This is a genomic window from Ruegeria atlantica, from assembly GCF_013032505.1.
Lineage (GTDB): Bacteria > Pseudomonadota > Alphaproteobacteria > Rhodobacterales > Rhodobacteraceae > Ruegeria > Ruegeria atlantica_F.
On the sequence record NZ_WQCG01000001.1, the window covers coordinates 642863 to 664387 of the forward strand.

The 21525-nt window shown below is 57.1% G+C and carries 23 protein-coding genes and 1 tRNA gene; 15 read left to right on the forward strand and 9 right to left on the reverse strand.

The window, feature by feature from the left end; all coding sequences use genetic code 11:
- Positions 1–85 precede the first annotated feature (85 nt).
- A tRNA-Leu gene (locus GOW92_RS03165) sits at positions 86–172 on the reverse strand.
- A 144-nt stretch (positions 173–316) separates the two neighbouring features.
- Here GOW92_RS03165 and GOW92_RS03170 point away from each other — a divergent pair.
- Together GOW92_RS03170 and lipB are read left to right on the forward strand one after the other, a co-directional pair.
- On the forward strand, positions 317–976 hold the full coding sequence (locus GOW92_RS03170) for a DsbA family oxidoreductase (RefSeq protein ID WP_170557909.1): 660 nt from the start codon (positions 317–319) through the stop codon (positions 974–976).
- Positions 977–1015: 39 nt separating this feature from the next.
- Complete coding sequence (gene lipB, locus GOW92_RS03175) at positions 1016–1672, forward strand: lipoyl(octanoyl) transferase LipB (protein WP_170557911.1); 657 nt, start codon at positions 1016–1018, stop codon at positions 1670–1672.
- A gap of 298 nt (positions 1673–1970) precedes the next feature.
- On the opposite strand, the gene GOW92_RS03180 is transcribed toward lipB, so the two are convergent.
- Entirely contained in the window at positions 1971–2918 is a 948-nt protein-coding gene (locus GOW92_RS03180) for a cation diffusion facilitator family transporter (protein WP_170557913.1), read from the reverse strand.
- Positions 2919–3001: 83 nt separating this feature from the next.
- On the opposite strand from GOW92_RS03180, the gene GOW92_RS03185 reads away from it, so the two are divergent.
- The gene (locus GOW92_RS03185; RefSeq protein WP_170557915.1) at positions 3002–3421 is read left to right on the forward strand and encodes a MerR family transcriptional regulator; all 420 of its coding nucleotides are present in this window, start codon (positions 3002–3004) and stop codon (positions 3419–3421) included.
- Positions 3422–3432: 11 nt separating this feature from the next.
- Here the strand turns inward: GOW92_RS03185 and GOW92_RS03190 are convergent, their stop codons facing one another.
- Positions 3433–3852 (reverse strand): HIT family protein, encoded by a 420-nt coding sequence (locus GOW92_RS03190; protein ID WP_170557917.1) that lies wholly within the window; start codon positions 3850–3852, stop codon positions 3433–3435.
- Between the two features lie 289 nt (positions 3853–4141).
- On the opposite strand from GOW92_RS03190, the gene ctaD reads away from it, so the two are divergent.
- The 4 genes from ctaD to GOW92_RS03210 all read left to right on the forward strand — a co-directional run bounded on the left by ctaD (position 4142) and on the right by GOW92_RS03210 (position 8222).
- Complete coding sequence (gene ctaD, locus GOW92_RS03195; protein ID WP_170557919.1) at positions 4142–5800, forward strand: cytochrome c oxidase subunit I; 1659 nt, start codon at positions 4142–4144, stop codon at positions 5798–5800.
- Between the two features lie 149 nt (positions 5801–5949).
- Entirely contained in the window at positions 5950–6978 is a 1029-nt protein-coding gene (locus GOW92_RS03200) for a bestrophin family protein (RefSeq protein WP_170557921.1), read from the forward strand.
- A 105-nt stretch (positions 6979–7083) separates the two neighbouring features.
- The gene (locus GOW92_RS03205; protein WP_170557923.1) at positions 7084–7683 is read left to right on the forward strand and encodes a 2-hydroxychromene-2-carboxylate isomerase; all 600 of its coding nucleotides are present in this window, start codon (positions 7084–7086) and stop codon (positions 7681–7683) included.
- A gap of 44 nt (positions 7684–7727) precedes the next feature.
- Positions 7728–8222, forward strand: coding sequence for a DUF2244 domain-containing protein (locus tag GOW92_RS03210; RefSeq protein WP_170557925.1), 495 nt, complete (start codon positions 7728–7730; stop codon positions 8220–8222).
- Positions 8223–8243: 21 nt separating this feature from the next.
- On the opposite strand, the gene GOW92_RS03215 is transcribed toward GOW92_RS03210, so the two are convergent.
- Positions 8244–8729 carry a GatB/YqeY domain-containing protein gene (locus GOW92_RS03215; RefSeq protein ID WP_170557927.1) on the reverse strand — a complete coding sequence of 162 codons (486 nt, stop codon included), beginning with the start codon at positions 8727–8729 and terminating at the stop codon, positions 8244–8246.
- A 183-nt stretch (positions 8730–8912) separates the two neighbouring features.
- Here GOW92_RS03215 and carA point away from each other — a divergent pair, with 183 nt between their 5' ends.
- Positions 8913–10079 carry a glutamine-hydrolyzing carbamoyl-phosphate synthase small subunit gene (carA, locus tag GOW92_RS03220; RefSeq protein ID WP_170557929.1) on the forward strand — a complete coding sequence of 389 codons (1167 nt, stop codon included), beginning with the start codon at positions 8913–8915 and terminating at the stop codon, positions 10077–10079.
- A gap of 82 nt (positions 10080–10161) precedes the next feature.
- Positions 10162–12030: a glycosyltransferase gene (locus GOW92_RS03225; RefSeq protein WP_170557931.1), complete on the forward strand. Its 1869-nt coding sequence runs from the start codon at positions 10162–10164 to the stop codon at positions 12028–12030.
- A 3-nt stretch (positions 12031–12033) separates the two neighbouring features.
- Here the strand turns inward: GOW92_RS03225 and GOW92_RS03230 are convergent, their stop codons facing one another.
- A complete protein-coding gene (locus tag GOW92_RS03230; RefSeq protein ID WP_170557933.1) occupies positions 12034–12681 on the reverse strand; it encodes a GntR family transcriptional regulator in 648 nt (215 codons plus the stop codon).
- Between the two features lie 100 nt (positions 12682–12781).
- Between GOW92_RS03230 and GOW92_RS03235 the strand changes: the two genes are divergently transcribed.
- The 3 genes from GOW92_RS03235 to GOW92_RS03245 all read left to right on the forward strand — a co-directional run bounded on the left by GOW92_RS03235 (position 12782) and on the right by GOW92_RS03245 (position 15034).
- A complete protein-coding gene (locus GOW92_RS03235) occupies positions 12782–13426 on the forward strand; it encodes a pyrimidine 5'-nucleotidase (protein WP_170557935.1) in 645 nt (214 codons plus the stop codon).
- 86 nt (positions 13427–13512) lie between these two features.
- Positions 13513–13761, forward strand: a complete 249-nt coding sequence (locus GOW92_RS03240; protein ID WP_170557937.1) for a hypothetical protein — start codon at positions 13513–13515, stop codon at positions 13759–13761.
- Between the two features lie 76 nt (positions 13762–13837).
- Positions 13838–15034 carry a UbiH/UbiF family hydroxylase gene (locus tag GOW92_RS03245; protein ID WP_170557939.1) on the forward strand — a complete coding sequence of 399 codons (1197 nt, stop codon included), beginning with the start codon at positions 13838–13840 and terminating at the stop codon, positions 15032–15034.
- A gap of 11 nt (positions 15035–15045) precedes the next feature.
- Here the strand turns inward: GOW92_RS03245 and GOW92_RS03250 are convergent, their stop codons facing one another.
- Positions 15046–16173, reverse strand: a complete 1128-nt coding sequence (locus GOW92_RS03250; protein ID WP_170557941.1) for an aminotransferase class V-fold PLP-dependent enzyme — start codon at positions 16171–16173, stop codon at positions 15046–15048.
- Positions 16174–16403: 230 nt separating this feature from the next.
- Between GOW92_RS03250 and GOW92_RS03255 the strand changes: the two genes are divergently transcribed.
- Positions 16404–17105 (forward strand): GntR family transcriptional regulator, encoded by a 702-nt coding sequence (locus tag GOW92_RS03255; protein ID WP_170557943.1) that lies wholly within the window; start codon positions 16404–16406, stop codon positions 17103–17105.
- Between the two features lie 6 nt (positions 17106–17111).
- Here the strand turns inward: GOW92_RS03255 and GOW92_RS03260 are convergent, their stop codons facing one another.
- Both GOW92_RS03260 and GOW92_RS03265 read right to left on the reverse strand, forming a co-directional pair.
- Positions 17112–17570, reverse strand: a complete 459-nt coding sequence (locus GOW92_RS03260) for an Lrp/AsnC family transcriptional regulator (protein ID WP_170557945.1) — start codon at positions 17568–17570, stop codon at positions 17112–17114.
- Positions 17567–18022 (reverse strand): Lrp/AsnC family transcriptional regulator, encoded by a 456-nt coding sequence (locus tag GOW92_RS03265; protein WP_170557947.1) that lies wholly within the window; start codon positions 18020–18022, stop codon positions 17567–17569. Before GOW92_RS03265 ends, GOW92_RS03260 begins: the two co-directional genes overlap by 4 nt.
- 132 nt (positions 18023–18154) lie before the next feature.
- Between GOW92_RS03265 and ilvC the strand changes: the two genes are divergently transcribed.
- Positions 18155–19177 (forward strand): ketol-acid reductoisomerase, encoded by a 1023-nt coding sequence (gene ilvC / locus GOW92_RS03270; RefSeq protein WP_170412147.1) that lies wholly within the window; start codon positions 18155–18157, stop codon positions 19175–19177.
- Positions 19178–19250: 73 nt separating this feature from the next.
- Positions 19251–20153 (forward strand): DMT family transporter, encoded by a 903-nt coding sequence (locus GOW92_RS03275; RefSeq protein WP_170557949.1) that lies wholly within the window; start codon positions 19251–19253, stop codon positions 20151–20153.
- Here the strand turns inward: GOW92_RS03275 and glmM are convergent.
- Entirely contained in the window at positions 20150–21493 is a 1344-nt protein-coding gene (gene glmM, locus GOW92_RS03280; protein WP_170557951.1) for a phosphoglucosamine mutase, read from the reverse strand. The two genes, GOW92_RS03275 and glmM, sit on opposite strands and share 4 nt — an antisense overlap.
- Between the last annotated feature and the right edge of the window lie 32 nt (positions 21494–21525).

The window sequence follows — 21525 nt, forward strand, 5'->3', positions numbered from 1 at the left end:
AAATAGTGATGCGGCCATTCCAACGCCGACTGGTGCAACTCTACACGGCAGATGCGCTGACTGATCGATAGTTTTGGTTGATTAATGGTGCGGTCGAGAAGACTCGAACTTCCACGGGAGTTACCCCACAGCGACCTCAACGCTGCGCGTCTACCAATTCCGCCACGACCGCACTGCCAATGACTTGGTAGGGGGCCGTATAGACGGTGGCGAACAGGATGTGAAGAGGCAAAAAACGCGCCGGTTTGAATTCCGCTTTGCCGCCCATATCTGTATTACAGACAGAGTTTTATGTACCTTTGCTCGGAGCCCGCCCATGACCGCGCCAGATCCCCGTCCGATTGTCCAAATCGATATCGTCTCAGACGTTGTATGCCCTTGGTGCATCGTGGGCTTCCGACAGTTGGACATAGCTTTGAAAGAACAAAACGTGCTGGCCAACCTCAGGTGGCATCCCTTTGAGTTGAACCCTGATATGCCCTCTGAGGGTCAAAACCTGCGCGAACATATCATGGAGAAATACGGATCCACGGCCGAGCAGAGCCAGCACGCTCGCGACCGACTGACCCGGACCGGCGCCGAGCTTGGCTTTACGTTCAACTTCGATGACGACAGTCGAATGGTGAATACTTTTGCGGCACATCAACTGCTGGACTGGGCCGAAACGCAAGGCCGCCAGCATCCGTTGAAGATGGCTCTGTTCGCAGCTTACTTTACCAATCAGCAGGATGTGTCCCAGGCCGAGGTTCTGCTTGATGCTGCCCAAGCAGCGGGGTTGGACCGGGACGCCGCCCGTGCGGCTCTGGATTCGGGCGATCACGTCGCGCCAGTTCGCGAAAAACAGCAGTTCTGGACCAGCCGCGGCATTTCGGGCGTCCCGTCGATGGTGTTTGCGGGCAAGTATCTGGTGACCGGTGCACAGGGGGGCGAAACCTACTCGAACCTATTGCAACGGTGCCTGACCGAAGCTGCGTGACCTCTTTTCTTCGCGCTGCCCCGGCGGTAAGGAGCCCCCATGGAATGGAAGATCACTGACGGGCTGACCGATTACAACGACGCCGTCGCCTTCATGGAGGCGCGCGTGGCCGCAATCGCGGCCGGTGAAGCGGATGAGTGTGTCTGGCTGCTGGAGCATCCGCCCCTTTACACCGCCGGCACCTCGGCCCGGATTGAAGATCTGACCGATCCAGATCGCTTTCCGGTTTATGAGGCCAAACGAGGTGGTGAATATACCTATCATGGCCCCGGTCAGCGCGTGGCCTATGTGATGTTGGACCTGAACAAACGCGGCAAGGATGTGCGCCGGTTCGTCCAACAACTGGAAGAATGGGTGATCGCGGCGCTTGCCGAGTTCAACGTAACTGGCGAGATCCGCGACGGGCGCGTTGGTGTTTGGGTGCGGCGCAATGACAAACCGCTGACGGCATCCGGCCTACCCGCCGAGGACAAAGTTGCAGCGATCGGATTGCGCCTGCGTAAGTGGGTTAGCTTCCATGGCATCTCGATCAATGTCGAACCTGACCTCGAACATTTTTCGGGCATCGTACCCTGCGGCATCACCGAACATGGTGTCACATCGCTTGTCGATCTGGGGTTGCCTGTCACAATTGTGGACGTGGACGCGGCTTTGCGGAAAACCTTCTCAGAGGTTTTTGCCCTCGATAGAGCCTGAGTCGGCACAAGCGAATCGTTCAGAGTTAGTGCCTTGTTAACAATCCCACAAATCTTACCCCCTCTGTTTCCGTACTGAGCCAAAATTTCCCAATGGCTACAGTTCAAATAGGGCGAATTAACGAAAAACTCACTCAAATGGATACATCACGCGTGATTGCGGGTAGTATGATCTTACCGTTCTTAGAGTGAGTGGTGTGTTAACCGGTGATCTTGGGTCATCCTGAGAAGTCGGAAAATTTTTTGTTAACGAGTCTGCCGTTCCGACCCCAAATCGGAGCGGCAATTCGCATTCTGCTCTAAAGCTTCTCTTCTATATGCCCAAAGCGAGATGGCCCGCAACAGGCACGGTGCGCCTGCTCGATCTCTAATGTGGCATGGCCGATGCCGAACTGATCGCGGAGCGATTGTTTGACGCGGGACCGCACCCCTTCAGCGTCGGCCCAGACGGTTGCATCCACGACCAGGTGGGCGGTCAGCGCAGGTTGTCGCTCTTGCATGCTCCACAGGTGAATATGGTGCACCCCTGACACTCCGGGTGCATCTTCGATTGCCGAGGCAACCTCTTCCGGGTCCAGGTCGGGGGGGGCAGCCATCATCAGAACGCGGATCGTTTCGCCAATTTCGCTTTTGACATGCCACAGGATGTAAACCGAGATCAGGATCGTCACGGCGGGGTCGACCCATGTCCAATTGAACAGGATCACGGCCGTACCGGCGACGATAACGGCCACCGATCCCAGAGCATCCGCGACGTTGTGCAGAAAAGCCGCCCGAATGTTCATGCTATCCTTGGCCATCGTGTAGGTAAGCGCCGCGGTGACAAGGTCCACGATCAACGCCAGAGCAGCGATCCAGACCACCATCCAGCCATTTACTGGCTCGGGTTCAAAAAACCGCATCACACCTTCGTAGAACAGGTACACCGATAAAACGATCAAAGTGGTGTAATTGACCAACGCGGCGACGACCTCCGCCCGACCATAGCCAAAGCTCATGCGCGGATCGGCCGGGCGGCGCGCGATTTTGCGCGCGAAAAAGGCGATGACCAGTGCGATGGCGTCTGAGAAATTATGCAGGGCATCGGCAATCAGCGCTAATGATCCAGAAAAAATGCCGCCGATAACTTGCGCCAGTGTCAGGAACATGTTGACGGCAATGGCCCATATTACACGCGCATCCCCGGCCTTGGGGTCAATGTGATGGTGTGCGTGGCTGTGCCCTTTGTGAGAATGATCATGTGCCATCTTGTTTCTGTGTTCCTATTTACGACTGCACACCGCATGTAATTCCTCTAGTAACTAGAGGTTCAAGAGCCTTGAGGAAAAATATGTACTCGATTGGAGATCTGTCGCGCCGAACTCGGGTCAAGGTTCCGACAATTCGGTTTTACGAAGAAAAAGGGCTGTTGCCGCGCCCGGACCGAACAGCAGGTAATCAACGCCGATATGATGACACTGCGTTACATCGGCTACTTTTCATACGCCATTGCCGCGATCTGGGATTGCCGTTGGCCGATGTCGAGGGTTTGCTGTCCTTGGAAGGCGCGTCTGGCGGCGATCTTAACCGAGCGCATGAAATCGCCGAAAAGCAACTGGCCGACCTCCGGGATCGCATTGCCCGGCTGCGAAGCCTCGAGGAGGAACTGACCCGAATTTCCAAAGCTTGCGACGGGAAGCACGACCATGTCTGCGCCGTGCTTCATGCATTTGGCGACCATAGCGAGTGCTTGGGGTCGCACTCGAAGTAATTACCAGTCGATCAGTTCAGCGCAGCTTTTATCTTTTCGGCATGCTGGGCAATCAGCTCGAAATCACCCATCGTGCCGGGTGCGCGCACCGCGACGCCATCATGGCGCGGCAGGACGTGGAAATGCAGATGGAAGACCTCCTGCCCTCCTGCGGCTTCATTGAACTGCTGGATCGTGACCCCATCCGCATCGAACGCAGCGACAACCGCCTTAGCCAGTTTCTGAACCGTTGCCGTAACCGCCGCCAGTTGTTCCGGCGAAGCATCCAGGATGTTGCGGCACGGAGTTTTGGGGATCACCAGAAGATGCCCGTCCGCACGCGGCATAACATCCATGAAGGCCAGCGTGTCGTCATCTTCGTAGACGCGGGTCGAAGGGATTTCTCCGCGCAATATCTTGGCAAAGATGTTTTCGGGATCATAGGAAGTCATTTCAGTTCTCCGATTGCGGTATTGCCGACAGTTCTGCGGCGCACCCGGGCCCGGGTCAAGCGGGGAACGCAATTCGCCGCCGTCCCCTTGAAATTGCGGCGCAGATACCCAGATCAGACCGGAATTTGGTGAAAATTTCTCGGGTCGCCCTCCTGCCCGCGACAATTATTCTTGATCCAGATCAAACTCGACCATTGAAGGTCGCCCCCCCGCAATCTAAAACCAGCAGGAATCCCGCGCGTTGGAGAGGTCCGACTGCGCGGTGTAGTTGCAACAGGAGGCACCTATAATGGCAGACGCAGCCATTCATGGTCACGACCATGAAGACCAGCGCAGCTTTTTCCAGCGCTGGTTCATGTCGACCAACCACAAGGACATCGGGATTCTCTACCTGATCGTCTCGGCACTCGCCGGTCTGATCTCGGTTATGATGACCGTCTACATGCGGCTCGAGCTGATGCACCCCGGTGTTCAGTACATGTGCCTAGAAGGCTTTATGGCCGACCCATGTACCCCCAACGGACACCTGTGGAACGTTATGATCACCTACCATGGTGTTCTGATGATGTTCTTCGTGGTCATCCCTGCCCTTTTCGGCGGATTTGGCAACTATTTCATGCCGTTGCAGATCGGCGCGCCGGATATGGCGTTCCCGCGGATGAACAACCTGTCCTTCTGGCTGTACGTCGCTGGTACCTCGCTGGGCGTGGCTTCGCTGCTGAGCCCCGGTGGTAACGACCAGCTTGGTTCGGGCGTTGGCTGGGTTCTCTACCCACCGCTGTCCACGACCGAGGGCGGCATGTCCATGGACCTTGCGATCTTCGCCGTGCACGTATCGGGCGCCTCCTCGATCCTCGGCGCGATCAACATGATCACCACCTTCCTGAACATGCGCGCCCCAGGCATGACCCTGTTCAAGGTGCCGCTGTTCAGCTGGTCGATCTTCGTCACCTCGTGGCTGATTCTGCTGTCACTGCCGGTTCTGGCAGGCGCGATCACCATGTTGCTGATGGACCGCAACTTTGGTTTCACCTTCTTTGATCCGGCCGGTGGCGGCGATCCGATTCTGTATCAGCACATCCTGTGGTTCTTTGGCCACCCGGAAGTGTACATCGTGATCCTGCCCGGCTTCGGCATCATCAGCCACGTGATTGCGACCTTCGCGCGGAAGCCGATCTTCGGTTACCTGCCGATGGTCTGGGCGATCATCGCGATCGGTGTTCTGGGCTTCGTCGTATGGGCGCACCACATGTACACCGTTGGCATGTCGCTGCGTCAGCAGGCCTACTTCATGCTGGCCACGATGGTCATCGCGGTTCCGACAGGGGTTAAGGTCTTCTCGTGGATCGCGACCATGTGGGGCGGTTCAATCGAGTTCAAGACGCCGATGCTGTTCGCTTTCGGCTTCCTGTTCCTGTTCACCGTTGGTGGTGTGACCGGCGTTGTACTGTCGCAGGCTGGTGTGGACCGTGCTTACCACGACACCTACTACGTGGTTGCGCACTTCCACTACGTGATGAGCTTGGGTGCGGTCTTTGCGATCTTCGCGGGCGTGTACTTCTACTTCTCGAAAATGACAGGTCGTCAGTACTCGGAATTCTGGGGCAAGGTTCACTTCTGGCTGTTCTTCATCGGCGCCAACCTGACCTTCTTCCCGCAGCACTTCCTGGGCCGTCAGGGCATGCCGCGTCGTTACATCGACTACCCCGAGGCATTCGCTCAGTGGAACTTTGTATCGTCGATTGGTGCGTTCATCTCTTTCGCTTCGTTCCTGCTGTTCTTCGGCATCGTGATCTACGCCCTGCTGCGCGGCGCGAAAGAAACACGTCCGAACCCGTGGAACGAATACGCGGACACGCTGGAATGGACCCTGCCTACCCCGCCGCCCGAACACACGTTCGAGCAGCTGCCAAAGCAGGAAGACTGGGACAAGGGCCACGCCCACTAAACCCTGCAAAACACTATCTGGAAAGCCCCGCAAACGCGGGGCTTTTCATTTTTCAGACCTCCGGATTAAAACAGCGCTGGCATAGACTTGCCCGAGAATAAGCCGTTAGACTGTCTTGCAATCACAAATTGCGCAGGACCTGATCGGTCATGATCCTTCACGATGGAATTACTGTACGACAGATGGTCAAAGGCTCCTTTGGCTTTATCTGCATCGTGCTGACATGGTCATTGCTGGTTGTACTGGCAGACGAACTCACCACAATCGAGCTGATCTCGAACCCTAGTCCACCCGTCACCATGCTAGGACTGGCTGTGGCATTCTTTCTTGGCTTCAAGAATACCTCAGCCTTTGGGCGATGGTCCGAGGCGCGCAGCATCTGGGGCGAGATCGTCAACGCCAGCCGGGATTGGGGCAACACCATCAGCAATTTGGTACTGCCCGACGGTACACCAATTGATCCTGCGCTGCGCAACGAACTGATCGAACGTCACATCGCTTGGCTCAATATGCTGGCATTTCAGCTGCGCCAACCTTCTCCGACAGGACGCAGCCGACGCCCGTGGATGTTTGGGCACAAGCCTATTTCCGACTACGCCGAACTGCATCAAAACCCCGACTGCTGGCGGGAACACCAGTTGCAATGCGACTTGCCAAGGCTTGAGGGCAAGAGCAATCGGGCGGCCTATCTGATGTTTCTTCAGGGCGAAAAGATAGCAGAGTTGGCGCGCAACCATCGCATTGATCCGTTTTGGCACGTCGCCCTGATGGACCGTCTCGCCCGGTTTACGACTACGCAGGGTCAGTGCGAGCGCATCAAAAACACGCCGTTTCCCAGACAGGTTGCCGAAGTCGGACGGGTTTTCAGTTGGATCTTCATCTTCATGCTCCCATTGGCATTCAACGACGAGCGATCGGTTGTCGCCGGAACAGATTTCTCTGTGTGGCAGCTTGTGATCTTTGATTGGCTGACATTTGCGCCCGTAGGGGCACTGGTCTGCTGGATCTTCTTTGTCACCGAACGCGTCAGTGCGTCGATGGAAGATCCGTTTGAAGGGGATGTCACCGACGTCCCGATCTCGGCCCTGTGTCGGACCATCGAGATCGACTTACGTCAGATGACCGAATTCGGCGTTGCGCCACAACCTGTGAAACCTATCGAAAAAGCCCTGATATAGGGCAACCAGTTTTGGCGGGTTCGCAACGCCATTTCCGGACGCGTTCGATAATCTGTCCGAATTAGGGTATCATATGTCCTGAAACTCTGAGATCGGAGTGAACAGATGCCTGAAATTGATTTTTGGTATTCCATCGGAAGCACATACAGCTTCCTGACGATTATGCGTTTGGATGACTGGTGCGATGAGCATGACGCCACCGTGAATTGGCGGCCTTTCAATGTGCGGACAGTGATGTCCGAGCAGAAGAACATTCCCTTTTCCGGCAAACCCATCAAATCCGCATACATGTGGCGGGATATCGAACGGCGAGCGGCCAAGTACCACCTGCACGCCACGCTTCCTGCGCCCTACCCGATCTCGGATCTCGCGCTGGCCAACCAGGTGGCCGTGCTGGGCATGTCAGACGGTTGGGGCAAATCTTTCACCCAAAACCTGTATCGCATCTGGTTCGAAGAAGGAATCGAAGCAGGCAGCGAAACCGCGCTGTCAGAAGCCTTGCATCGGTGCCAGCAAGACCCGCGACTGACCATTGCCCGCGCGCGCAGCCCGGACACGATCTCGGCGCTTGAGACCGAAACCGAACAGGCCACTAAGCTGGGTGTATTCGGCGCTCCCAGCATGGTCGTGCGCGGCGAGGTTTTCTGGGGCGACGATAGGCTGGACGACGCGCTGTCCTGGGCCAGAGTCGGTCACGTCATCTGATCTTTCCTGTTAGACACACGCAGGTGTTGCGCTATTTTCGCATCATGCCCTACCGATGGAATCAAACGTCAAATTCCGAACAAGAGTTGCGCCTGTGGCCGCATAACTCTCTGCCTCCACGCTGGGCGATGCGCGTTGTGTTCGCAGTCTTCTTGTTTGGTTTGATCCCCCTCATGGCAGTGCTGGGCTCGGTTTTGTTGTGGGGCTTGCTACCGTTCATGTTGCTCACGGTTCTAGGCCTGTGGCTGGCAATCCAGTCAAATTACCGGGCCCGCAGCATCTTCGAGGTGTTTACTTTGACCGGCACGCAGGCGCGCCTGGTGCAGCATCACCCGCAGCGGGGGCAGCAGGAATGGTCCTGTAACCGCTATTGGGCGCGCCCCGAAATGCACGAGCGCGGCGGCCCGGTCCCAAACTATGTCACGCTGACCGGAGATGGTCGCGAGGTTGAAATCGGTGCGTTTCTGTCTGAGGAAGAACGGATTACGCTCTATGATGAGCTCACAAAAAAACTGCGCGAACCCGTCGCGCAGCCTTAGCTTTTGGCAAAAGAAAAGGACTTAGCAGCCGCCGCTTGCACCGGCGCAAAGCTGGTCTTTGACCATCGGGCCGACCTTACCGAAATCCATTTGACCGGTGTAACGGGTTTTCAACTCGCCCATCACTTTGCCCATATCGCGGATCGACCCAGCGCCTGTGGCCGTGATTGCGGTTTGAATCGCTTTGCTGACCTCGTCATCGTCCAACTGCTTGGGCAGGAATTCCTCGATAACGTCGACCTCGCGTAGTTCCCGCTCGGCCAAGTCCAGCCGACCGCCTTCTTCATAGGCACGGGCGCTTTCCTTGCGTTGCTTGGTCATTTTGCCAAGAATCTCAAGCACCTCTGCGTCACCGCAGCCTTTGGCTTCTTCGTTGTCAGACGCACGCGACGCGATGTCACGGTCCTTGATCGCAGCGTTAATCAGGCGCAGCGTCGACAAGCGCTCGGCGTCCTTGTCTTTCATCGCTTGCTTAAGGGCTGTGTTCACCCTTGATCGCATATCCATATGTTCTGTCCATCCCCATGGCAAAGGAACCCCGACCATATCGAAACAAAAAGCGCGACACAACAGGGGGCGAACATAGCTAACACATTGATTTAAAACGATAGCCCAAAAATTGAACAGACTTGACCCGAGCGTACAACCCCCTTAGTTATGCGCCGGTTTACCTTGTAGGAGAGTCGCGCAATGGCCCAGAACGCCCCGTCCAAGCCCACCGCATGTCTGGCATTGGCCGACGGTACATTGTTCTACGGTATGGGCTTCGGCGCCACCGGTCAGACCGTCGCCGAGTTGTGCTTTAACACGGCCATGACCGGTTATCAGGAAATCATGACCGACCCCTCCTATGCTGGACAGATCGTGACCTTCACTTTCCCACATATCGGCAACGTTGGCGTGAACCCCGAGGATGACGAGACCAGCGATCCCGTAGCTGCCGGAATGGTCGTCAAATGGGACCCCACCGAACCATCTAACTGGCGCTCAGCCGAGGAACTGAAGGACTGGCTGGCTCGGCGCGGACGTATTGCCATCGGTGGCGTGGATACGCGCCGCCTGACCCGCGCCATTCGTCAGCAAGGTGCACCTCATGTGGCGCTGGCGCATGACCCGGATGGCAATTTCGACATCGAGGCTCTGGTTGCAGCCGCACGCGGCTTTGCCGGCCTGGAAGGCATGGACCTGGCCAAAGATGTGACCTGCGCTCAAAGCTATCGCTGGAACGAGATGCGGTGGGCCTGGCCGGATGGCTACAAACCGCAGGAGGCTCCGGCGCACAAAGTTGTCGCCGTCGATTTTGGCGCAAAGCGCAATATCCTGCGCTGCCTCGCCTCGGCTGGTTGCGATGTCACGGTTCTGCCTGCAACGGCGACTGCCACCGAGGTGTTGGCCCATAATCCTGATGGCGTGTTTCTGTCGAACGGCCCCGGCGACCCCGCAGCCACCGGTGAATACGCCGTACCGATGATTAAAGAGGTTCTGGACACAACCGACCTGCCCGTCTTTGGCATTTGCCTCGGGCACCAGATGCTGGCGCTGGCTCTGGGCGGTCAGACCGTGAAAATGAACCACGGCCACCACGGCGCAAACCACCCGGTCAAGGATCTGGATACCGGCAAGGTCGAGATCACCTCGATGAACCACGGTTTTGCGGTGGACGCGCAAACTCTGCCGGATGGCGTTGTCGAAACGCATCGCTCGCTGTTTGACGGCTCGAACTGCGGCATTCGGATGTCGGGTCGTCCGGTCTATTCGGTGCAGTACCACCCCGAAGCCTCGCCTGGCCCTCAGGACAGCTTTTATCTGTTCGAACGCTTTGCCGAGGCAATGGCGGGTAAGAAAGCACAGGCTTAACTGCCTGATCGTTTAGTGTTAACGCGCTGTTAACCATGAATGAGCAACCCTGACGCCGGGATCACCGCGTCAGGGTTTTTTAATGGTCGAACTAAACCTGCAGCATTTCGCGCGCGCCGCGCCGATTTCCGTTCGGGAGCGGAAGCCCCTCGGAACCTGTTTGATAGAACGCGGGTGTATTACCCCTGCGCAGTTGGAAAAAGCGCTGCATCTGCAATCTAGGCAACAGGCCCCCTTAGGCGAGATCCTTGTTGGAGAGGGATGGATCAGCCGTCAGAACGTCATGGACGCCTTGTCCGAGCAGACCAACCTGCAAGTTGTCGATCTGGAAGACACACCACCCACTCGGACTTTATGTAACATCAAACCGGTCGAGTTTTGGCTAAAGCATAACGTTATCCCGTGGCGACGTATCGGCCCCATCCTGCTTATCGCGACCGCGAATCCGGACCGTTTTGCCGCTGTTCGCGCCGCCCTGTCCCACACTGAACACACGGTCTCACCAGTACTTGCGTCAACCAGTCAGATTGATCACGCAATCGCCGACGCATTTTCGGAAACTTTGGCCCAAGGCGCAGAAGCTCGGGTCGACGAAGATCAGAGCTGTCGGTCCTGGACACCAACAGCGCGCGTGGGTCCTATAGTTGCGATTGCAGGACTTCTTTGCTTTTTTGCGGCGTTTCCTCTGATCGGGTTGTCTGTTCTGCTGACCACTGCCGTGGCTTCGCTGCTTCTGTTCATGGCTTTGAGGATAGCTGGCCTAGTCTCGTACCTCATGAGAACTCGTCAACGGTGCCAAAATCCCGAGCCTGTTCCACTGCGGCTACCTCGCGTTTCAGTGATGGTACCCCTGTACAAAGAAAGAGAAATAGCTGGCGCTTTGATCAAGCGGCTTCAACGCCTGACGTACCCAAAGGCGTTATTGGATGTCATACTGGTTTTGGAAGCCTCGGATGAGGTCACGCGGGCGACAGTAAGTCGGGTGGAGTTGCCCAGCTGGATCAGAACTGTGGAAGTTCCCGAACTGAACGGCCTGACGACCAAGCCTCGCGCAATGAACTATGCATTGGATTTTTGCCGAGGCGACATTCTGGGGGTTTGGGATGCCGAAGACGCACCGCAACCGGATCAGATCGAACGGGTGGTCCGACATTTCTCGCGGGCCAGCGAGGACGTCGTGTGCCTGCAAGGCGTTCTGGATTATTACAACCCGCGCACCAATTGGCGGTCACGCTGCTTTACAATCGAGTACAGCAGTTGGTTTCGGATCATTTTGCAGGGCATTTCGAACCTGGGTCTGGTCGTGCCGTTGGGTGGCACAACTTTCTTTTTCCGCCGAGACAAACTGCTGGAGCTTGGCGGCTGGGATGCCCACAACGTGACCGAAGATGCAGATTTGGGCGTACGTCTTAGCCGTGCGGGATACCGGACCGAGATGGTCGATACCACCACCTATGAAGAGGCGAACTTTCGCGCCTGGCCCTGGGTCAAACAACGCTCACGCTGGCTGAAGGGGTTCATGGTGACCTATCTCGTGCACATGCGCGCACCGCTGCGTCTGCTGAACGACATTGGGCTCAAGCGATTTCTTGGCGTTCAGGCGTTCTTTCTGGGCACGATTGGTCAGTTTCTATTGGCACCGGTCCTATGGCTGTTTTGGTTAGCGTCATTGGGCCTGCCCGGCCCATTTGATCCACTTTTGTCAGATTGGTTCTTCTACGCACTTATCGGCGTGTTTCTGACCGCGGAGATGACCAATCTAATTGTCGGAATGCTGGCCGTTGCCGCGCCAGAAAGGCGGTTCCTGATGCCGTGGGTTCCAACGATGCCCCTGTATTTTCCGCTAGGCGTGCTGGCCGCCTACAAAGCCCTGTGGGAGCTGGCCAGCAACCCGTTCTTCTGGGACAAAACACAGCATGGACAGGCCCGAGAAGAGGTTCAGCCGCACTAAGCGTCACTTCTCGCGCAGCACTGCATCCTGTTTCAGGCGCGTCATGAAGGCCACCGAAATATGTTCTTTTAGCGCGTGTTCTGCCGCCTCTTCATCCCGTGCTGCGATCGCCTCGACTATGCCCTTGTGTTCGCTCTGAGCAATCTCGCCACGGCCCTGAACCGCCAAGGATGTGGTGGCCATCAGCGCCATAGTGCGGTGAACAAGGTCCAGCTGTTGCACCAGATATCTATTGTGTGACGCCAAATGGATTTGTTCATGAAACCGCCTGTTGGCCCTCGAAAGCGCTGTTGGATCATCCACTAGTGCATCATCGGCGGCGACCATGTCCTGCAGCACTTTGATCTCTTCTTCGGTGGCGTGTTTCGCGGCCAGCTTTGCTGCCAACCCTTCCAGCTCACGCCGGACGACGTAAAGCTCGGCCATTTGGTTGTGGTCAAGCGAAGCCACAATCAGGGATCGCCCGTCACGCTCCAGCAAGGACTGAGTTTCAAGCCGCTGCAACGCTTCGCGGATCGGCGTGCGGGACACGCCAAATCGCTCTGCCAGCTCACTTTCGACCAATCGGTCACCAGGCTTGTAAACGCCTACGTCAATTGCTTCGAGAATTAGACTGTATGCGTCTTTATTGGGCTGTCTGGATTGGGGCATCGGGTGGTTTGTCTCCTCGTTCGGACATGTCTATCCGCCCCACCCCCTCGCAATCAAGTGTAGCATTGAAAACCGTGGCACGTCGGCCTAAACCCGAACCATGGTCAAACCTTCCTTTACGCACGTCACCCAATGGGTGTTCGACCTCGACAACACGCTGTACCCGCCTCATATGCAACTGTTCGATCAGATCGAGGTTCTGATGACGGACTATGTGGTAAAGGCCATCGGCGTAGAGCGGGCAGAAGCGGATCGTCTGCGCTCGCACTATTGGCGGGAATACGGCACTACGCTGGCAGGGTTGATGGCCGAGCACGATCTGGACCCTGATCCTTATCTGCATGCCGTGCATCAGGTGGACATGAGCCATATGGACCCTGACGCCGAACTGGCCGACCACATCCGATCGCTGCCCGGTCGTCGCATCGTCTACACTAATGGCAGCGCGCCTTACGCAGAACGGGTGTTGGAAGCACGCGGCCTCGGCGGGTTGTTCGATGCGATCTACGGCGTGGAACATGCGGGCTATCGGCCAAAACCCGAGCAGGCCGCCTTCGAGACTATCTTTGCACAAGATGGAATCGACGCGGCCAAAGCGGCAATGTTCGAAGATGATCCGCGCAATCTGGCCGCCCCTCATGCAATGGGAATGCGCACTGTCCACGTCGCACCTGAGCCGCATGAGGCCGATCATATCCACCACCATACCGACGATTTGACCGCGTTTCTGGCCCGCCTGCGATAGGCTGTCACACTGCGACGATCTGCACATTCTGCGGGTGCAGCATCGTCCCTATATGCGCCTCAGCGACGAACAGAATCGGAGACCCCATGAGCGCGATCGAGATGCCCGGACGCCTGCCCATCTGGCAGCGCCTGTTGTTTGCAATTCCCCTGTTTGGATGGATGGCGCGCGATGTCGCGGATGCCAAGGGCGAAGATTGGGGATATACTGCGGCCGCGATATTCAGCATGTGGGGCTGTTCGGCCCTGTTGTTCGGTTTGCCGGGCCTATACATCCCAGCCGTAATGATGGTGCCGGTAATGTTCCTGATCCTCATTCTGATCTCTCGCGGCTGAGACGCGGGACAGGATGTCACTTGGCACCCGATGCAGAACCGCACTAGGTTCTGCGCAACACTCGGAGGCCAAGGTCATGAAAGACAGCTGTGACATCCTGATTTCCGGCGGAGGAATCGCCGGACTGACCGCTGCGGCGGCCTTTGGAACCGCAGGTTTCGACGTCGTTTGCGTCGACCCGACCCCACCTGTCACCGAGCGTGACGTGGACGGTTCAGATTTGCGGACCACCGCGTTTCTCCAACCTGCACACGGGCTGCTGGAACAATGCGGCTTGTGGCAACGGCTGGACGCACACGCAGCCCCTTTGCAGATTATGCGCATTGTGGACGCCGGCGGTGACGTGCCCGAACCCCGCGTGGTGCGCGATTTCAACGCCGCCGATATTTCAGACCAGCCGTTCGGTTGGAACCTGCCCAACTGGCTGTTGCGGCGTGAGATGGTGGCGCGTCTGGCGGAACTGCCCAACGTCGATTTCCGCCCCGGTACAGGCACCGCCAGCCTGTTCACTCGCACAGTCGAAGCGCGCGTGGGGCTGAGTGACGGCAGTCGCATTCGCAGTAAACTGGTGGTTGCTGCAGACGGGCGCAGCTCCCCAATGCGAGAGGCCGCTGGTATCAACGTCCATACGACCCGATATGGCCAAAAGGCACTGGCCTTTGCAGTCACACACCCGATTCCACACGACAACGTTTCAACTGAAATTCACCGCTCTGGCGGGCCGTTCACTCTGGTTCCCCTCCCCGACTGGCAAGGGCAGCCGTCTTCGGCGATCGTGTGGATGGAGCGCGGCCCCCGCGCAGTTGAGTTGCTGAACACCGAGCCCGAGTCGTTTGAGGATCAGATGACCGAGCGTTCCTGTGGGTTGTTCGGACCGTTGAAACTGGCTTCTCGCCGAACCATCTGGCCCATCATCAGCCAGTCGGCTGAACGTCTTTCAGGCGAACGTGTCGCGCTAATGGCCGAAGCCGCCCATGTGGTGCCCCCTATTGGCGCGCAGGGTCTGAACATGTCGCTGGGCGATCTGCGCAGCCTGCTAGATCTTGCACAAGCTCGCCCCGACGGCTTGGGCGATGCGCAGATGCTCGACGCCTATCATAAGGCCCGCCATACCGAAATCGAGATGCGCGTCAAAGGCATCGACCTGCTGAACCGCGCCTCGATGATCGAAGCGCGGCCGTTAAGGGACGTGCGGGCCATGGGTCTGAACGCTCTCTATTCCCTACCGCCCATTCGCAAGACGTTGATGCAAATGGGCCTCGGCGTACGCTAAGGCCCCGGAGCTCAAAGAACCTGATCCAACACACGTTTGAGACGTCCGATGGTACCGTCGACATCGTACAATTTGTCCAGGCCGAACAGGCCAACACGGAAAGTGCTGAAGCCTTCGGGTTCATCACATTGCAATGGCACACCTGCTGCGATCTGCATGCCCAAAGCGGCAAACTTCTTACCGTTCTGAACGTCCGGGTCCGCCGTATAGCTGACCACAACCCCCGGCGCACCAAATCCGTCTGCGGCAACCGAGACGATGCCTTTATCCCGCAGCATGGCCCGCACACCATCCCCCAATGCCCATTGTGCATCGCGCAGTTTTTCAAACCCATAGTCACGGGTCTCGACCATCGTATCCCGGAACGCCTTTAACGCATCCGTTGGCATGGTTGCGTGATACGCATGTCCGCCATTTTCATAAGCCTGCATAATCTGCCGCCACTTCTTCAGATCAACGGCAAAGCTGTCAGAAGTCGTCTCTTCCAACCGCGCCTCGCCACGCTCGGACAGCATGACAAGGCCTGCACAGGGCGATGCGCTCCACCCTTTCTGGGGGGCCGAGATAAGAACGTCCACTCCGGTCGCCTTCATGTCGACCCAGGCACAACCCGATGCGATGCAGTCCAGCACCATCAAAGCCCCAACCTCATGCGCCGCAGAAGCCATGGTTGTTACGTAATCGTCGGGCAGAATAACCCCTGCCGAGGTTTCCACATGCGGAGCGAATACGACATCCGGGCGCTGTTCATAAATTGCTGAAACAACCTCATCAATCGGTGCCGGGGCAAAGGGCGAAGGGCTGGAATTGCCCGTCTGCCGCGCCTTGAGAACCGTGGTTGACGCCGTAAGACTAGCGGATTCGATAATCTGGCTCCAGCGATAGGAAAACCAGCCATTCCGAACGACCAGAACATTCGCGTTGCTCGCAAATTGCCGGGCAACGGCCTCCATCCCATAGGTGCCACCACCGGGGATTATTGCCACGCCATCTGCGTTATATACATCCTTCAGTAACCCAGAGATGTCGCGCATAACCTGTTGGAATTGAACCGACATGTGGTTCAATGATCTATCGGTAAAAACGACCGAGAACTCTTCGAGCCCAGAGGGATCAACGGTATCCAATAGCGCTGGCATGGTTTGTCCTTTCAAATTGTGTCAGCGGACTCACGACCCGGTTTAATCTGTCGCGACCTGTACTGAACCTGAATACCTGCCCCAAGGGAACCCGAAAACAAAATAATCAAATGACACATTGTTCGTCGAATTCGCTAATAAATGACGCCAATTAGTGTCAGTAGCCCTTTACACTTTGACGTGTTTCTGACCAGATGCACTCACTTTGTGGAAGAAAGGTATTTCGACAGGTGAATGCGCAAAAGCGGATCAGTTTTCAAGTTGTACGGGACGAAGTTAAACGGAGGATCGAAAGCCGCGTTTGGCCGCAGGGATCGCTTCTGCCAACCGAAACTCAGCTTGCCGAGGAATTCAATTGCGCCCGCGCGACGGTGAACCGCGCTTTGCGCGAGCTTGCCGATCAGGGCTTTGTCGAACGCAAACGCAAAAGCGGGACCCGCGTCAAAAAGGAACCCAGCAAGCATGCAAAGCTGGAATTTTCTTTAGCCCGTCAAACAGTTGAAAGCCAAAATGCAACCTATCGGTACTCGTTGGTTGAACGCAACGTGGTCGCAAGCCCCGGTTGGCTGGCCTCGCAGATCGGTGTTTCGGCGGACATTCGCGTTTTGCATGTCATTTGCATGCACTATGCAGACAACCGTCCCTTCCAACTGGAGGAACGCTGGATCAACATAGATGCAGTGCCTGAAATCGAATATGCCGACCTAAGCTGTCACGGCCCGCATGAATGGCTTCTAAACGCCTCTCCGTTTACCGAAGCGGAAGTCGCCTTTTGTGCGATCTCAGCCGACGGACGTCTGGCGGAATTCATGGGGACAACTGCCGGGGCATCCATGATCCAGCTGGAACGCACAACCTGGAAGAACGGCAACCCGATGGCTTTTGCCCGGATGACGCACCATCCGGGATATTGCATCCGCACACGGTACTGACCCACTCTATCCAATCGGGCCCGGCAGGCGTTCCTCGCTCAGTAGAACGTTGGCCTCGACATCTCCTGCGCCGGGCAAGGTCATGATCCGGCGGCGCAGGACACGCTCAAAATCCGACAAATCACGGGCAACAACCCGCAGGCGATAGTCGTACAGACCCAGCACATGCTCGACCGTCTGAACTTCGGGAATCGCACTTACGGCACGCTCGAAATCCTCCAAACTGATCTGTCCCTTGCGTGCCAGTTTTACGCCAAGGAACACCGTCACGCCGAACCCCAAAGCCTCGGCGTTCAGGCGTAGCCTTCTGCCTTTGATAATGCCCGAGGTTTCCAGCCGTCGAATTCGCCGCCATGTCGCGGGTTGTGACAATCCCAGGTTACGCCCCAACGCCCCCGCGCTTAGCGAAGCATCCTGCGCCAGCGCGCGCAGTATCTTTCGGTCAAGTTCATCCAGATCGGTCATACCGGCAGGACCTCTTCGCTTTTGACCCGCGCGATGTGCATCAAGGCCTCGATATCCGCGATATGCGGCAGGGTCAGAATGCGGTCGCGGTAGAGTTGTTGGTAATGTGCCATGTCCCTGGCAATAACCGAGAGGCGCACATCTACCCGGCCCAGAAAGGTCTGCAATTCGATCACCTCAGGCACCTGCCGGGCGGCCGCAGTGAATTCGTCAAACGCGCGGGCTTGCGTCTTGTCCAGTGTGACCCGCAGCGAAACCTCAACGGCGTACCCAAGCGCCGCCCAGTCAATCACAGCCTCTTGCCCCAGAATGATCCCCGCCGCCTGCATCTTTTCGACCCGACGCCAGCAGACGCCCTGACTGATACGGCAACGTTCGGCCAGTTCTGCGGCGGTCAGACTGGGATCAGCCTGAAAGTGGCGCAGGATTCGGCGGTCTAAATCATCAAGCATGAATTTTTCACGAATCTACAGTTTCAAGAATTATTCTTCATCTTTTTTACAAATACTCAAGGCCAACCCTATCGCCAATACACAGTCTGGCAGGTAAAACCCTCGGCAATCTAACCAGAAAGGACCGGCGACATGCGCGTCTATTACGATCGCGATTGCGACATCAACCTGATCAAAGACAAGAAAGTGGCGATCCTGGGCTATGGCAGCCAAGGCCATGCCCACGCACTGAACCTGCGCGACTCGGGCGCGAAAAACCTTGTCGTCGCTTTGCGCGAAGGATCTGCATCGGCCAAGAAAGCCGAAGCCGAAGGCCTGGAAGTCATGGGCATCGCCGAAGCGGCAGCCTGGTGTGACGTCATCATGTTCACCATGCCCGACGAACTGCAGGCCGAGACCTACAAGAAATACGTGCATGACAACATCAAGCCGGGTTCCGCGATCGCGTTTGCCCACGGCCTGAACGTCCACTTTGGCCTGATTGAGCCGAAAGAAGGCGTCGACGTCATCATGATGGCCCCCAAGGGCCCCGGCCATACCGTGCGCGGCGAATACGTCAAAGGCGGCGGCGTGCCCTGCCTTGTTGCGGTGGATAGCGACGCAACCGGCAAGGCGCTGGAAATCGGCCTGTCCTACTGCTCGGCCATCGGTGGCGGCCGCTCGGGCATCATCGAAACCAACTTCCGCGAAGAATGCGAAACCGACCTGTTCGGTGAGCAGGCAGTTCTGTGCGGCGGCATCGTTGAGCTAATCCGTTGCGGCTTTGAAACGCTGGTTGAGGCAGGCTACGCGCCTGAAATGGCTTACTTCGAGTGTCTGCACGAAACCAAGCTGATTGTTGACCTGATCTATGAAGGCGGCATTGCCAACATGGATTACTCGATCTCCAACACAGCCGAATACGGCCAGTACGTCACCGGTCCGCGGATCCTGCCTTATGAGCAGACCAAGAAGGCGATGAAAGAGACCCTGTCGGACATCCAGACCGGCAAGTTCGTACGTGACTTCATGCTTGAGAACGCTGTTGGTCAACCGACCATCAAAGCAGCACGCCGTCACAACGATGAGCATCAGATCGAGCAGGTTGGCAAGAAACTGCGCGACATGATGCCGTGGATTTCAGCCGGCAAGCTGGTCGATCAGGAAAAGAACTGATCCCGTCAGGCGAATGCGAAAGGGCGGCCCTTCTGGCCGCCCTTTTTTGTCCATACCCTAAGCCGAGACGAAGATGGTCCAGCAACCCACATCCCGCGATTGGAGCGGCGTTATCACCCTTGGCCTGATCTGGGGCGGTACGTTCATGGTCGTTGCCATGGCTCTGGAAGGGTATGGACCTATCACCGTCGCCACCGCGCGGACGACGCTGGGCGCCGTGATGCTTCTGGGACTAATGGCGGCCACGAACCGCAAACTGCCCTCGGGGTCCGCTGCACTTTGGACCTCGGTCATCGTAATTGGCATTCTGTCATCCGCCCTGCCCTTTGTTTTGCTGAGTTGGGGTCAGCAATACGTACCCTCAGCCTTCGCGGGCCTGTCGATGGCCGCAATTCCGCTGATGGTGCTGCCTTTGGCTCATTTCTTCTCGGACGAGCCCCTGAACCTCAGGCGGTTGGTGGGCGTTACCCTAGGCTTTTGCGGCGCATTGGTGCTGATCGGCCCCGGTTTGGCACAGCTCGGCCAAGGGGCGGAACCACTGGCGCAACTGGCCTGCATCGGGGCAGCACTATGTTATTCCTTCGCGTCGATCTTCACCCGCCAATGCCCGCCCATTGACCCGGTGGTTCTGGCCGCTCTGACCTTGCTGGTAGGCGCAGTGATCCTACTGCCAATCATGTTTGTGACCGAAGGCGTGCCGACCTGGGAAGGCACCCGTCCGAGCATTGCCATTATCGTCTTGGGACTGGTGCCCACAGCATTCGCAACACTACTGCGCGTGTCTGTCATTCGCAGTGCAGGGTCCGTCTTCATGACACTGGTCAATTATCAGGTGCCGATCTGGTCGATGGTGTTCGGCGCGTTGGTGTTGTCCGAAGCTTTGCCGCTCCGGTTTTACGTGGCACTTGCCATGATCCTGACAGGGTTGGCCATCAGCCAGTGGTTCAGCCTTCGAAAGATGCTGACAGGCCGCTAGCTTGTGACGGCTTCGACTTCAGCAACGATGCCATCAACAACCTGATTCAACAAGTCGTCGTCTTCGCATTCCGCCATTACACGGATCAGAGGTTCTGTGCCCGATTTACGGATCAGCAAGCGCCCCTGCCCGTTCAGCCGTGCTTCGGCGTCAGAAATCGCAGCCTGCACGCTGGTTGCCTCAAGCGGGGCTTGTCCTTCGCCATAACGCACGTTCTTCAGCATTTGTGGAACGGTTTCGAACTGCACCGACAGTTCCGATGCATTACGGCCTGTATGAACCATCTCAGCCAGGAAATGGAGACCTGCCATCAGGCCGTCTCCCGTTGTCGCATAGTCGCTCATCACGATGTGGCCGGACTGTTCGCCGCCCAGGTTGAACCCGCCTTCACGCATACGTTCAACGACATAGCGGTCCCCGACGCCGGTCCGCTCCAGACGCAAACCGTGTTTGGTCAGATGCCTTTCAAGACCAAGGTTCGACATGACAGTTGCAACCAGCGCACCCCCCTTGAGCCGTTCTTCTTTGGCCCAACTGGTCGCCAAAAGCGCCATTAGCTGATCGCCATCTGCGACTTGCCCGTGTTCATCGACCATGACCACACGGTCGGCATCACCATCCAGGCAAATTCCGACGTCCGCGCCATGAGCGACAACCGTTTCCGCAGCCAATTGTGGTTTGGTCGAACCGCAATTAAGGTTGATGTTCTTACCGTTGGGCGCAATCCCTACCGGGATCACTTCGGCACCCAATTCCCACAAAACCTCAGGCGCTGTACGGTGCGCAGCCCCGTTGGCACAATCCACCACTACTTTCAGCCCGTCCAAACGCAGGTCGCGCGACAGCGAGGACTTTACCCGCTCACCATACCGAAAACGCGCATCATCCACGCGTCGGGCGCGACCGATATTCTGCGCTTGCGCGGGGCTAACGCCCTCTTCTATCAGACGCTCGATCTCGGCTTCTGCCTGATCGGACAGTTTGTACCCATCCGGGCCAAAGAACTTGATGCCATTGTCTTCGGCAGGGTTGTGGCTGGCCGAAATCATGACCCCCAGATCAGCACGCATCGACCGTGTCATCAGCCCGACTGCGGGTGTTGGCACAGGCCCAAGAAGCAGCACATTCATACCTGTCGAGGTCAAACCGGCCGTCAGAGCGTTTTCCAGCATATAACCGGACAGTCTTGTATCTTTACCGATTACCACACGGTGAACGTCGGATTGGTCGCGGCGGAAATAGCGACCAGCGGCTGCACCGATGCGCAATGCCATTTCGGCCGTGATTGGATGGGTATTTGCCGTACCCCTTACCCCATCGGTTCCGAACAGCTTGCGCATAATATCACTCCGTCACTTCTTGCCTGTCTCCG

Coding starts and splice junctions, on each gene's coding strand:
- GOW92_RS03170 (WP_170557909.1), top strand. CDS start 317: ATGACCGCGCCAGATCCCCGTCCGATTGTCCAAATCGATATCGTCTCA.
- lipB (WP_170557911.1), top strand. CDS start 1,016: ATGGAATGGAAGATCACTGACGGGCTGACCGATTACAACGACGCCGTC.
- GOW92_RS03180 (WP_170557913.1), bottom strand. CDS start 2,918: ATGGCACATGATCATTCTCACAAAGGGCACAGCCACGCACACCATCAC.
- GOW92_RS03185 (WP_170557915.1), top strand. CDS start 3,002: ATGTACTCGATTGGAGATCTGTCGCGCCGAACTCGGGTCAAGGTTCCG.
- GOW92_RS03190 (WP_170557917.1), bottom strand. CDS start 3,852: ATGACTTCCTATGATCCCGAAAACATCTTTGCCAAGATATTGCGCGGA.
- ctaD (WP_170557919.1), top strand. CDS start 4,142: ATGGCAGACGCAGCCATTCATGGTCACGACCATGAAGACCAGCGCAGC.
- GOW92_RS03200 (WP_170557921.1), top strand. CDS start 5,950: ATGATCCTTCACGATGGAATTACTGTACGACAGATGGTCAAAGGCTCC.
- GOW92_RS03205 (WP_170557923.1), top strand. CDS start 7,084: ATGCCTGAAATTGATTTTTGGTATTCCATCGGAAGCACATACAGCTTC.
- GOW92_RS03210 (WP_170557925.1), top strand. CDS start 7,728: ATGCCCTACCGATGGAATCAAACGTCAAATTCCGAACAAGAGTTGCGC.
- GOW92_RS03215 (WP_170557927.1), bottom strand. CDS start 8,729: ATGGATATGCGATCAAGGGTGAACACAGCCCTTAAGCAAGCGATGAAA.
- carA (WP_170557929.1), top strand. CDS start 8,913: ATGGCCCAGAACGCCCCGTCCAAGCCCACCGCATGTCTGGCATTGGCC.
- GOW92_RS03225 (WP_170557931.1), top strand. CDS start 10,162: ATGGTCGAACTAAACCTGCAGCATTTCGCGCGCGCCGCGCCGATTTCC.
- GOW92_RS03230 (WP_170557933.1), bottom strand. CDS start 12,681: ATGCCCCAATCCAGACAGCCCAATAAAGACGCATACAGTCTAATTCTC.
- GOW92_RS03235 (WP_170557935.1), top strand. CDS start 12,782: ATGGTCAAACCTTCCTTTACGCACGTCACCCAATGGGTGTTCGACCTC.
- GOW92_RS03240 (WP_170557937.1), top strand. CDS start 13,513: ATGAGCGCGATCGAGATGCCCGGACGCCTGCCCATCTGGCAGCGCCTG.
- GOW92_RS03245 (WP_170557939.1), top strand. CDS start 13,838: ATGAAAGACAGCTGTGACATCCTGATTTCCGGCGGAGGAATCGCCGGA.
- GOW92_RS03250 (WP_170557941.1), bottom strand. CDS start 16,173: ATGCCAGCGCTATTGGATACCGTTGATCCCTCTGGGCTCGAAGAGTTC.
- GOW92_RS03260 (WP_170557945.1), bottom strand. CDS start 17,570: ATGACCGATCTGGATGAACTTGACCGAAAGATACTGCGCGCGCTGGCG.
- GOW92_RS03265 (WP_170557947.1), bottom strand. CDS start 18,022: ATGCTTGATGATTTAGACCGCCGAATCCTGCGCCACTTTCAGGCTGAT.
- ilvC (WP_170412147.1), top strand. CDS start 18,155: ATGCGCGTCTATTACGATCGCGATTGCGACATCAACCTGATCAAAGAC.
- GOW92_RS03275 (WP_170557949.1), top strand. CDS start 19,251: ATGGTCCAGCAACCCACATCCCGCGATTGGAGCGGCGTTATCACCCTT.
- glmM (WP_170557951.1), bottom strand. CDS start 21,493: ATGCGCAAGCTGTTCGGAACCGATGGGGTAAGGGGTACGGCAAATACC.